The 11,221-nt window shown below is 76.0% G+C and carries 12 protein-coding genes; 4 read left to right on the plus strand and 8 right to left on the minus strand.

Annotated elements, in window-relative coordinates; genetic code table 11:
- Positions 1–113 precede the first annotated feature (113 nt).
- Positions 114–539 (minus strand): MarR family winged helix-turn-helix transcriptional regulator, encoded by a 426-nt coding sequence (locus ACFE60_RS13835; RefSeq protein WP_375389447.1) that lies wholly within the window; start codon positions 537–539, stop codon positions 114–116.
- A 64-nt stretch (positions 540–603) separates the two neighbouring features.
- Here ACFE60_RS13835 and ACFE60_RS13840 point away from each other — a divergent pair, with 64 nt between their 5' ends.
- Positions 604–1,560 carry a zinc-binding alcohol dehydrogenase family protein gene (locus ACFE60_RS13840; RefSeq protein WP_375389448.1) on the plus strand — a complete coding sequence of 319 codons (957 nt, stop codon included), beginning with the start codon at positions 604–606 and terminating at the stop codon, positions 1,558–1,560.
- A 376-nt stretch (positions 1,561–1,936) separates the two neighbouring features.
- On the opposite strand, the gene ACFE60_RS13845 is transcribed toward ACFE60_RS13840, so the two are convergent.
- The 6 genes from ACFE60_RS13845 to ACFE60_RS13870 form a co-directional block, all read right to left on the minus strand.
- Complete coding sequence (locus ACFE60_RS13845; RefSeq protein WP_375389449.1) at positions 1,937–2,131, minus strand: hypothetical protein; 195 nt, start codon at positions 2,129–2,131, stop codon at positions 1,937–1,939.
- Positions 2,128–3,435 carry a D-arabinono-1,4-lactone oxidase gene (locus ACFE60_RS13850; RefSeq protein WP_375389450.1) on the minus strand — a complete coding sequence of 436 codons (1,308 nt, stop codon included), beginning with the start codon at positions 3,433–3,435 and terminating at the stop codon, positions 2,128–2,130. The genes ACFE60_RS13845 and ACFE60_RS13850 overlap by 4 nt, the downstream gene beginning before the upstream one ends.
- Positions 3,432–4,652, minus strand: coding sequence for an amino acid deaminase/aldolase (locus tag ACFE60_RS13855; protein WP_375389451.1), 1,221 nt, complete (start codon positions 4,650–4,652; stop codon positions 3,432–3,434). Before ACFE60_RS13855 ends, ACFE60_RS13850 begins: the two co-directional genes overlap by 4 nt.
- Positions 4,649–5,884 (minus strand): MFS transporter, encoded by a 1,236-nt coding sequence (locus ACFE60_RS13860; RefSeq protein WP_375389452.1) that lies wholly within the window; start codon positions 5,882–5,884, stop codon positions 4,649–4,651. The genes ACFE60_RS13855 and ACFE60_RS13860 overlap by 4 nt, the downstream gene beginning before the upstream one ends.
- Positions 5,881–6,483: a TetR/AcrR family transcriptional regulator gene (locus ACFE60_RS13865; RefSeq protein ID WP_375389453.1), complete on the minus strand. Its 603-nt coding sequence runs from the start codon at positions 6,481–6,483 to the stop codon at positions 5,881–5,883. The genes ACFE60_RS13860 and ACFE60_RS13865 overlap by 4 nt, the downstream gene beginning before the upstream one ends.
- 109 nt (positions 6,484–6,592) lie before the next feature.
- Positions 6,593–8,263, minus strand: a complete 1,671-nt coding sequence (locus tag ACFE60_RS13870) for an FAD-binding dehydrogenase (protein ID WP_375389454.1) — start codon at positions 8,261–8,263, stop codon at positions 6,593–6,595.
- Between the two features lie 166 nt (positions 8,264–8,429).
- Here ACFE60_RS13870 and ACFE60_RS13875 point away from each other — a divergent pair, with 166 nt between their 5' ends.
- The 3 genes from ACFE60_RS13875 (at position 8,430) to ACFE60_RS13885 (ending at position 10,967) form a co-directional block, all read left to right on the plus strand.
- Positions 8,430–9,773 (plus strand): protein kinase, encoded by a 1,344-nt coding sequence (locus ACFE60_RS13875; protein WP_375389455.1) that lies wholly within the window; start codon positions 8,430–8,432, stop codon positions 9,771–9,773.
- Positions 9,774–10,084: 311 nt separating this feature from the next.
- Positions 10,085–10,522 carry a TlpA family protein disulfide reductase gene (locus ACFE60_RS13880; RefSeq protein ID WP_375389456.1) on the plus strand — a complete coding sequence of 146 codons (438 nt, stop codon included), beginning with the start codon at positions 10,085–10,087 and terminating at the stop codon, positions 10,520–10,522.
- Positions 10,512–10,967, plus strand: a complete 456-nt coding sequence (locus ACFE60_RS13885; protein WP_375389457.1) for a DUF4395 domain-containing protein — start codon at positions 10,512–10,514, stop codon at positions 10,965–10,967. The genes ACFE60_RS13880 and ACFE60_RS13885 overlap by 11 nt, the downstream gene beginning before the upstream one ends.
- On the opposite strand, the gene ACFE60_RS13890 is transcribed toward ACFE60_RS13885, so the two are convergent.
- A partial coding sequence (locus ACFE60_RS13890; RefSeq protein WP_375389458.1) for a hypothetical protein occupies positions 10,951–11,221 on the minus strand: 271 nt, incomplete at its 5' end. The genes ACFE60_RS13885 and ACFE60_RS13890 overlap by 17 nt on opposite strands.

Here is an 11,221-nt window from a genome sequence, read left to right on the forward strand (position 1 = left end):
CGTGGCGTCGCGCGGTACGCATGCGTACCGCGCGACGCCACACCTATCGCGCGACCGGCATCGAACCGACGCGGTCAGCGCTTCGCCCCCCGACGAGCTTCCGAGTCAGACCACTATCCGCGGGAGGCGAAGGCCTGCTCGAGCCCCGCGCGGAGGGACGCCCTGGTTGCCGCGGGCAGGGGCGCGACGACGTCCGCGAGCAGCTCGGCCATCCGCGCGGTCATCCGCTGCGCGGCCAGCACGCCCTCCGCGGTCAGGGCGACGCGCACGACGCGGCCGTCCCCCTCCTCCGGCACGCGCTCGACGAGCCCGCGGGACTGCGCACGGTCGATCAGCCCGGTCACGCTCGAGCGGTCGAGGCCGAGCCCCTTCGCCAGCTCGGCCATCCGCGGCCGTCGGTCGCGCAGCACGCCGAGCACCCGCAGCTGCGTCAGCGACATGCCCTCCTCGGCGGCCAGCTGCGTGAGCCGGCTCATCACCTCGAAGGACATCCGCGCCAGCGCGTCGCCCAGCGCGCGATCGTCGGCCTCGGTTGACATCGTTGGGAACCCCAATCATTATAGTTGATGTTCCCAACTATACCCCCGAGGGAAGGATCCGCCCATGCATGCCGCCGTCGTCGACGCGTTCGACCGCCCGCCCGCGTACCGGGAGGTGCCGCAGCCGCAGCCCGCGAGCGGGGAGGTGCTCGTCGAGGTCCTCGCGTCCGCCATCCACCCCCGCGTCCGCTCCCAGGCGGACGGCACGCACTACACGAGCACGGAGGCGCTGCCGCTGGTCCCCGGCATCGACGGCGTCGGCCGGGACCCGGAGGGCGTGCTGCGCTACTTCCTGCTGCCCGACGCCGCCCTCGGCGCGATGGCGGAGCGCACGCCGATCGATCCGCGGCGCAGCGTCGTGCTGCCCGACGGCGTCGACCCCGTTCGGATCGCCGCGGCGATGAACCCCGCGATGTCGTCCTGGATCGCGCTCACCCGCCGCATCGCGCTGCCGACCGGCGCACGCGTGCTCGTGCTCGGCGCGACCGGTAGCGCGGGCCGGATGGCGGTGCAGATCGCGAAGCACTTCGGCGCCGCGCACGTCACCGCCGCCGGGCGCGACGGGCGGCGGCTCGCCGCGCTGCCCGCGCTCGGGGCGGACGCGCTCGTCGATCTCCGCCGCGACCAGGAGGCGGTGCGGGCCGACCTCGCGGAGGCGGGCCGCGACCTCGACGTGGTGCTCGACTACGTCTGGGGCGCCCCGACCGCCGCCGCGATGCGGGCGATCGTGCCGGCGCGCGCGGACGACGACCGCCCGCTCACCTGGGTGCAGATCGGGTCCACGGCCGGCCTCGAGTCGCCGATCCCCTCCGCCGCGCTGCGCGCCACCGACCTCCGGCTCGTCGGCAGCGGCCAGGGCTCGGTGCCGACCCGCGGCATCCTCGCCGAGCTGCCGCGGCTGGCGACCGCGATCACGACCGGCGGCTACGAGGTCGCGGCGCGCGCGGTCCCCCTCCGCGACGTCACGGCCGCGTGGGCGGAGGCGCCGACGACGGACGATCGGCTCGTGCTGGTCCCCTGACCGCCGCCTCGCGCCGCCTCGCGCCGCGCCGGCCCGACAGCAGGAGATCCTCGCTTCAGCAGGAATTCTCGAGCACGACAGCAGGAACCACTCGCTTCAGCAGGAGAAATCGGCCCGGAATCTCCTGCTGTTGTGAGAACTTCCTGCTGTCGTGCTCGGGATGATCGGGGCCCGGGTTTCGGCCGGACCCCGCCGACAGTGCCCCTCCCGCTTCGAGCACGACAGCAGGAAACACGCATCTCGGCAGGAAGTCCGGAGCACGACAGCAGGAAGAACTGCCTTGGGCAGGAAGTCCGGAGCACGACAGCAGGAGATTCTCGCTTCAGCAGGAATTCTCGAGCACGACAGCAGGAGATCTTCGCTTCGGCACGAGAAATCAGGCCGGAATCTCCTGCTGTTGTGAAATCGTCCTGCTGTCGTGCTCGGGAGCGAGCACTTCGGCAGGCTGCGGAAGCACTCCAGCAGGCCGCCCGAGCACTTCGGCAGGCCATGCGCGCTTCAACAGGCTCAAAGGGACCGCCACGGCCTGCTGAAGCACGAGCAGCCTGCCGAAGTTCTCGCGCTCGCTCACGGCAGGCCGAGCACGCGGTCCAGGTGCGGGTTGCGCAGCAGCCCGCCGGGGTCGAGGCGGCGGCGCACCGCGAGGAAGTCGTCGAACCGCGGGTAGCGGCCGCGCAGGTCGGCGGCGTCGCGGGTGTGCAGCTTGCCCCAGTGCGGCCGCCCGTCGTAGCCGCGGAAGACGCGCTCGGCGAGCCGGAAGTAGTCCCGCTGCACGTCGCGGGCGTAGCAGTGCACGGCGATGTAGCCGGTCGGCCGGCCGAAGGAGGTGCTGAGCCATGCGGAGCCGTCCGCGGCGGCCGCGCGCACCTCGACGGGGAACGAGATCCGCAGCCGGCTGCGGCGCAGCGCGGTCCGGAACGCGTCGAACGCCTGCGGCAGCTGCTCGAGCGGCACCGCCCACTCCGCCTCCGCGAACCGCACGCGCCGCGGGGAGGCGAACACCTGGTGCGACGGCGCGCGGTACGCGCGCTCGGCGACGGTGTGCGCGGCGACGCGGTTGATCGGGGGGACCAGCAGGGGAGCCTGGCGCGCGAGCCGGCAGGTCAGCTCGAAGACGCCGTTCGACAGCAGCTCGTCGTCGACGAGCCGCCGCACCCGGGAGGAGCGGGGCCCGACCTCGCCGGCGGGGATGCGCGTGTTCGTCTTCGTGAGCGCGACCCCGGTGCCCGGGAACCAGTACAGCTCGAAGTGATCGGCCGCCGCGACGCGGTCCCCGAAGCCCGCGATCACCGGCTCGAGCACCTCCGTCCGCTCCTCGGCGGCGAGCCCGAACGCGGCCACGCACTGCACGGTCACCGCCGTGATCACCCCGAGCGCCCCGAGGGAGACCCGGGCGGCCGGCAGCAGCGGGTCGTCCTCGCCGATCTCGAGCACCTCGCCGCCCGGGGTGACCAGCTGCAGGCCGACGACCTGCGACGCGATGGGGCCGAACGCGCCGCCCGTGCCGTGCGTGCCCGTGCTGATCGCGCCCGCGATCGTCTGGTGGTCGATGTCGCCGAGGTTCTGGAACGCGAGCCCGAAGCGGTTCGCGAGCCGCGCGGTCGCCCCGATCGTGGTGCCCCCGCCGACGGTGATGCGGCCGCGGTCGCGGTCCACCCCGCGCAGCCCGGCGAGCCCGCGGGTCTCGAGCAGCACCCCGTCGGTGCGGGCGAGCGCGGTGAAGCTGTGCGCGGCGCCGACCGGCCGCACGGGCAGGCCCGCCGCGGAGGCGCGGCGCAGCGCCCGGGCGACCGCCTCCGCCGACCTCGGCCGCACGATCTCCGCCGGCGTCGAGCGGCTGGTGCGCCCCCAGTTCGTCCACCCGCGTCCGCTCACGTGAACGTCCTCCCCTCGCCCCGGTAGGTGGCCGTCGTGCCCTGCACGGTGCCGTCCCTCACCAGGGCGTACTCGGCGAGGCGCTCGGCCGGCTCACCCGACTTGGTGTGCCGCAGCACGACGCGGTCGCCGACGCGCAGGTCCGCGCCGGACAGCGGGGTCTGCACCTCCCCCGCCTGCTCGCGCGGCTGGTACGCCAGGCCCGGGGGCCAGACGGGCAGCGGGCGACGGTCGCCTCCGACGGGTCCGGAGGCGATCCAGCCGCCGCCCTCGAGGGTCGCGACGCCGCGTGCGGGCGTCCGGACGACCGAGAGCACGAAAGCGGCGGCGGGCGCGGGCCGGAAGGCGCGGTACCGGTCGAAGAGGTGGCCGCCGAGCAGCCCGCTGCCGGCCGTCAGCTCGGTGACGGAGGCGTCGGCGCTCGTCGACTCGATGGAGCCGGTGCCGCCGCCGTTCACGAACTCGAGCTCGGCGATGCGCCGCAGCCCGGCGACCGCCAGCGCGCGCCGCTCGGTGGTCTCCGCGATCGAGCGGCGCTTCACGGCGGCGACGACCCGCTCGTAGGCCCGGTTCGCGCCGTAGCGGTCGACGACGCCGGCGACCTGCGCCTCGTAGCCCATCAGGCCCACCAGGCGGAAGCCCCGCCGGCGGACCACCTCCCGCCCCAGCGCGATCGCGGCGGCCGAGTCGGTGAGCGGCGAGCGTCGCACGCCGAGGTGGCCGAGCACGGGCAGGTCGATGCTCATGTCCAGCTCGAGGGCGACCCGCAGCTGGGGCCGCGCGCCGGGCGGCACGACCGCGTCGACCAGGTCGAGGTGGGCGACCGAGTCGACCATCAGCGTGATCCGCCGCGCGGCCTCCTCGTCGGCGGCGAGCGCCGCGATCGCGCCGCGATCGACGGTCGGGTAGCCGAGCACGACGTCGTCGACCGTCGCGGCGAGCCACAGCGCCTCCCGCAGCGAGTAGGCGAGCACGCCGTGCCAGCCGGGCAGCGCGAGCACCGACTCGATCGCCTCCCGCACCCGGAGGGATTTCGAGGCGAGGCGGATGGGCGTGCCCGCCGCCCGGCGCAGGAGGTCGTGCGCGTTCCACGCGAGCGCGTCGACGGCCAGCACCCCGAACGGCGGATCGAGCGCGGCGGTCGCCTCCAGCACGCCCGGCCAGAACGCGGCGGGGTCGCGCCACGGCGTCGCGGCCGGCTCGGGCAGCGGGATCATGCGACGCCCCGCACCCGCGCGACCGACGCGGCGCCGAGCGCCGACAGGACCGCGGCGCCGACGAACAGCGCCGGGAACCCGCCGGACACCGCGATGAGGGCGGCGCCGCACAGCGGGCCGAACGCCTGCGGCACCGCGAGCGCGACGTTCATGATCCCGAGGTCCTTCCCGCGATCGGCCGGGTCCGGCAGCACCTGGGTCGCGAGCGCCTGGTCGACCGAGAGGAACACCCCGTACCCGGCGCCGAGGAACGCGCCCGCGACGAGCGCCGTGCCGTAGGCCGGCGCGATCGCGAGCAGCAGCGCGGCGACCGCCTGCAGGGCGGCGGCGACGCCGACGAAGACCCGCCGCCGGCCCAGCCGGTCGCTGGCCCGACCGGCAGCGAGGGTCGCGACCAGCAGGGCGACCAGGTAGACGAGGACGAGCGGGATCAGGTCCGCCTCCGCGTCCGGATCGCGCAGCCCGACGGACAGGAAGTACAGGAGCAGGGTCGTGCCGATCGCGTTGCCCAGGTTGACGAGCAGCCGCCCGGCGAGGGTCCACGCGAAGTCGGGATGGGTGCGCGGGTCGATCCACATCGACGACAGGACGCGGCCGAGCCGCAGCGGGGTCCTCGGGACGGCGGCGGGCGGGTCGGGCAGCGCGACGAGCAGCGGCACGACGAGCACGACGAGCACCAGCGCGACCGCGGCGTAGGAGCCGAGCACCGGCAGCGCGAGCGTCTCGACCAGCGCGAGCCCGGCGATGGTGCCGATCGCCTGCGGCACCGAGACGAAGGAGGAGACGACGCCGCGCTGGTCGACGGGCACCTGGTCCGCGATCAGCGCGGTCAGGGCGGAGGCGACGACCGCGAAGCCCGCGAGCGCGATCGCCCAGCAGACCGCGAGCCCGGCCACCTCCTCCTGCGCGCCGAGCAGCACCAGCCCCGCCGCGAACAGCAGCGTGCCGCCGGCGATCCACGGGCGGCGGCGCCCGAACCGGGAGGCGGTCCGGTCGGACAGCGCGCCGACGAGCGGGAAGGCGACGAGCGCGGCGAGGCCGGCGACCGCCGAGACCCAGCCGAAGCGCACGATCGTGCCGAGGAAGTCCTGCGGCGCGCCGGCGTCCGCGACCTGCGCGGGCAGCAGCAGCTGGATCACGGTCAGCTGCGCGAGCCAGACGCCCAGCCAGGCGACCGTGAACGGCGCGATCCACCGGCGGCCGACGTGCGTGACCGGCTCGAGCACGGTCACCGGTCCGCCTCCGCGCCGAGGCCCAGCACCGCCTCCGCGCCGACGGCGAGGGAGGTGCGCGCCGCGGCGTCGTCGCGGTCGACGACCCACCGCGCGGCGACGCCGCCCGTGATCACCAGCACGAACCGCGCGACGTCGGCGGACGGCAGCCGCCACCGCACGCCGAAGCGCTGCTCTGCGTCGGCGACGAACGCCGCGACCGCCGACTCGTACCGCGCGTACACGGCGCGGGCGAGGTGGTGCAGCTCGGGCGACGAGCGGCTCCAGGCGACGACCTCGTGCAGCGCGAGCTCCTGGTCCGGATCCGCGCTCGCCCGGTCGAGCCAGCCCTGCAGCGCGCCCGCGGTGAAGTCGCGCAGGGTCGCGGCGTCCCCGACCGCCGCCGCGACGCCCTGCTGCTGCGCGTCGAGGACCGCCTCGACCAGCTGCCCGACCATCGCGTCGTAGGAGGCGAACACGTAGTGGAAGCTCGCCGTCGGCATGCCCGCCTCGGCGGCGATCGCCCGGGTGGTGGCCCGCGCCATGCCGTCCCTGGCGACGACCGCGACCGCGGCGTCGAGCAGCGCGACCCGCCGGTCCGCGACCGCGATGCGCTGCACGTCCACCTCCGCCTCGAGTTGGACGCTCGTCCAACTCCCCGGACGCTACCGCGCTGGACGTGTTCCTCGATCCGGGGATCGCGCGGGATCCCCGGATCTGGGAACGCCTTCAGAGGGCGGCGGCCAGGCTCCTGCCGACGACGCGGCCGGTGAAGAGGCAGCCGCCGAGGAACGTGCCCTCGAGCGCGTTGTACCCGTGGGCTCCCCCGCCGCCGAAGCCGGCGACCTCGCCCGCGGCGTAGAGGCCGGGGAACGGCCGGCCGTCGGCACCGAGCGCCCGTCCCTCGAGGTCGGTCTGGATGCCGCCGAGCGTCTTCCTGGTCACGATCCGCAGCCGCACCGCGACGAGCGGACCGGCCTTCGGGTCGAGGATCCGGTGCGGCGCGGCGACCCGGGTGAAGCGGTCGCTGCGCGTCGCCCGCCCCCGCCGGATGCTGCGGGCCTGCGGATCGGTGCTCGCCCGGTCCATCACCTGGTCGTCCCGCTCCCGCAGCTGCCGCTCGATCCCGGCCGGGTCGAGCGGCGCCTGCGGCGTGATGCGGTTCATCCCGACGACGAGGGCGGGCAGGTCGTCGGCGACGACCCAGTCCTCCCCGCGCTCCTCGAACGCGGCGACCGGCGGCGTCGGCCCGCTGCCGAGCCGGGTGCGGACCAGCAGCCGCAGGTCGCGGTCCGTCAGGTCGGGGTTCTGCTCGGAGCCGGAGAGCGCGAACTCCTTCTCCACCACCTTCTGCGACGCCACGAACCAGGAGTGGTCGTAGGGCGCGAGGTCCGGGTCCGCGCGCAGCAGCCGCAGCGTGCCGAGCGTGTCGTGGCCCGGGATGCCCGGCGCGGGCAGCCGCCGGCCGAGCGCGTCGAACCAGACCGACGACGGACCGGGGAGGATCCGGATGCCGTGCCCCGCCCAGATCGGGTCGTGGTTCGCGACGCCCTCCGTGTAGTGCCACATCCGGTCCTTGTTGACCACGCGCGCGCCGGCCGCCTCCGCGATCGCGAGCATGCGGCCGTCGACGTGCGCGGGCACGCCGGTCAGCATCGTCGCCGGCGGGGTGCCGAGCCGCGCCGGCCACATCGAGCGCACGAGGGCGTGGTCCGCGCCGATGCCGCCGGTGGCGAGCACCACCGCCCCCGCGGTGAGCACGAACTCGCCCGTCCCCGTCCGGTTGGAGGCGACGCCGCGCGGGGCGTCGTCGGGCGCGAGCACCGTGCCGCGCACGCCCGTGACCGCCCCCTCCTCGACGACCAGCGCGTCGACCCGGTGCCGGAACCGGAACCCGAGCAGCCCCGCGGCGGCCGCAGCGCGCGCCTTCGCGGCGAACGGCCCGGAGATCCCCGTGCCCGTGCCCCACGGCAGGTGGAAGCGCGGCACGGAGTTGCCGTGCCCGCCCTCCCGGCCGTCGCCGCGCTCCGCCCATCCGACGAGCGGCGTCAGCCGGACGCCCTGCTCGAGCAGCCAGGCCCGCTTCTCCCCGGCCGCGAACGCCACGTACGCCTCGCCCCAGGCGGCGCCCCAGCGGTCCTCGTCCTCCAGCCGGTCCCACTGGGCGCTGCCCCGCCAGTCCCGCCAGGCGAGGTCGGCCGAGTCGCGGATGCCCCAGCGGCGCTGCTCGGGGCTGTTCACCAGGAAGAGGCCGCCGAAGCTCCACCACGCCTGGCCGCCGAGGTTCGCCGCCCCCTCCTGCTCGACGAGCAGCACCCGCCGGCCCGCCGCGGTCAGCTCGGCGCAGGCGACGAGCCCGGCGAGCCCGCCGCCGACCACCAGGACATCCGCGTCCGCCACTGCGCCTCCTCGCGACCGGACCCGAGGATCGCACAGCGGGCGCGGGTCCGTGGAGGGGCCGGACTCCCCTGGACGCGGCCGGGAACTCCCCTGGGGCTTCCCTGGACGCGCGCGCCTCGCCGCGGCCGCGCCCATACCGTGATCGGAGGCGGACCGGGGAGGCAGCATGCCCGACACGGCGCGAGCGCGTGCGCTGCCCGCGGTCCTGCACGACCGCTACCGCCTGGGCGAGCCCCTCGGCCGCGGCGGCGCCTCCGTGGTCCTGCGGGCGTGCGACGAGCTGCTCGGCCGCGACGTCGCGATCAAGGTGTTCACCGCCCGCGCGAGCGAGCCCGCCGACCTGCGCGCCCAGGAGGTGGAGGCGCGGCTGCTCGCCGCGATGAGCCACCACGGTCTGGTGACCCTGCTGGATGCCGGCATCGACCTCACCATCCCGGAGTCGCCGCAGGTGTACCTCGTGCTCGAGCTCGTGGAGGGGGCGGACCTGCGCACCCGCCTCCGCGCCGGGCCGCTCACGCCCGTGGAGGTCGGCTACCTCGGCTTCGATCTCGCGGGCGCGCTCGAGTACGTGCACCGGCACGGGATCATCCACCGCGACGTGAAGCCCGCGAACGTGCTGCTGTCCGGGCTGGGCGGCCGCCGGCTGCGCGGGAAGCTGGCGGACTTCGGCATCGCCCTGCTGCGCGGCGGCGCGGACCGGCCGGAGGAGCAGACGACCGGCACCGCCGCGTACCTGAGCCCCGAGCAGGTCGAGGGGACGCCGCTGACGCCGGCGACCGACGTGTACTCGCTCGGGCTCGTGCTGCTCGAGGCGCTCACCGGGCGGCCCGCCTACACGGGCACCGTGCTCGAGGCCGCGCTCGCCCGGCTCGAGCGGGAGCCCGAGATCCCCTCCGGGGTGCCGGCCGAGGCGGCCGAGCTGATCCGCGCGATGACCGCCCGGCGCCCCGCCGACCGTCCGGCGCCCGGTGACGTCGAGCTCGGCTTCCGGCGCTTCGTGATCGGCCGGATCGACGCCGGCCCGCCCCCGCGGGCCTCGGAGTCGGACCGGGTCGCGGCCCTGCGCCGGTACGACCTGCTCGACACCCCGCCCGACGGCGGGTTCGACCGCATCACCGCGCTCGCTGCGCGGAGCCTCGACATGCCCGTCGCCGTCGTCGGCCTGGCCGACAGCGACCGCCTGTGGTTCAAGTCCCGCATCGGCGTGGAGTGCGATCAGCTGGCGCTGCCGATCGAGGGTCGCGCCGGGCTGGAGCAGCGCACGACCGTGCTGCACGACGCCGACGTGCCGCCGGTCGCGATCGCCGCGGGCCTCGGCACGGTGGTCGCCGCGCCGCTGATCACCGCGGAGGGGATCGACCTCGGCGTGCTCGCGGTCGCCGACCGGGGCCGGCATCCCGTCACCGACCGCGAGCTCGAGACCCTCGACGACCTCGCCGCGCTCGTCGTGCACGAGATGGAGCTGCGGCTCGCCGTCCGCCGCGCGGTGCGCCTGGGCGGAGACCGGTAGCCGCCCCCTCGCGATCGGCTCCGCCCCCTCGCGCTCGCGCGGTACTGGCACCGCATCGTCCGGTACTTGCACCCTCGCGCGGTACCCGCACCCTCCGCGCGGTACCCGCACCCTCCGCGCGGTACCCGCGCCCTCCGCGCGCTACCGGCACCCTCGCGCGGTAGGACTACCCACCGCGCGAGGGTGCGGAGCACCGCGCGACCCGCCGGCGCACCGAGCAATCCGCCACCACCGCGCGACGCGGGAGCGCGCAAACCGTCACGAACCGTCATGAAGCCGCCGGGCGCGCGCCGCATCCCTACCCTCTGCGCATGTCCCCGCAGGTCGCGCTCGCGGCGCTCGCCGCGCTCGTGTTCGTCGCGGCCGCGCTCGGCGTGCTCCAGCGCGTCCTGGCAGGCCGGGCCCGGCGGGGCTCCGGCGAGACGATCGGCCAGTCGGACCTCGGCGCCGCAACGACCTTCGGGGACCGCGCCACCCTCGTCCAGCTCTCCTCGCCGACCTGCTCCTCCTGCCCCGGCACCGCGCGCCTCCTGCGCGAGGTCGCCGCGCAGGCGCCCGGCGTCGTGCACGTCGAGATCGACCTGGCCCGCCGGCCCGACCTCGCGGACCGCTTCCACGTGCTGCAGACCCCCACCACCCTCGTCGTCGACGCCGACCGGCGCATCCGCGCCCGCTTCGGCGGACCGCCCCGCCGGGACGTCGTCGACCGCGAGCTCGAGTCCGTCCTCGGAGGCCCCCATGCCCGCTGACCCCGACCGCATCGACCCCCGCGGGCCCCGCTTCGGCGCGGGCATCACGGCCGTGCTGCTGCTCGTCGACCTCTTCCTGGCGCTCGCCGTCTCCGGGGTCGCGGCGACGGTGCTGCTGGCCGCGATCTGCGCGGTGTTCGCCTGGGGCGCCTTCGCCGGGATCGCGCGGCACCCGTACGGGCGCCTGTTCCGCGCCGTGATCCGGCCGCGCCTGCGCCCGCCAGCCGAGCTGGAGGCGGCGGCGCCGCCGACCTTCGCGCAGGGCGTCGGCTTCGTCATCACGTTCCTGGGCGTCGTGCTCGGCGCGTTCGGCCTCACCCCCGGGCTCGTCGTGCTCGCGGCGCTCGCGTTCGTCGCGGCGTTCCTGAACTCGGTCTTCGGCTTCTGCCTCGGGTGCCGGATGTACGTGCTGGGGCTGCGGGCCGGGATCATCCGGCCGGCCTGACCTCCGGCGCGGCGCTCCTGCCGAGCAGCAGGATCGGCACCGACGCGAACCAGGTCGCCGCGATCAGCGCGAGCAGCAGGGACGGCTCCAGCCCGGCGAGCGCGCCCGCGATCGCGGAGCCGAGCGCCGCGGCGCCGACCCGCAGCCCGCTCGCGACCACGAAGATCTGCGCCCGCACCGCCTGCGGGCTCCCCTCCGCCCGCAGGCGCAGCACCGCCCCGCCGCCCGGCGCGTCCGACAGCCCGGGCAGCGCG

Source organism: uncultured Amnibacterium sp. (assembly GCF_964245895.1).
GTDB lineage: Bacteria > Actinomycetota > Actinomycetes > Actinomycetales > Microbacteriaceae > Amnibacterium.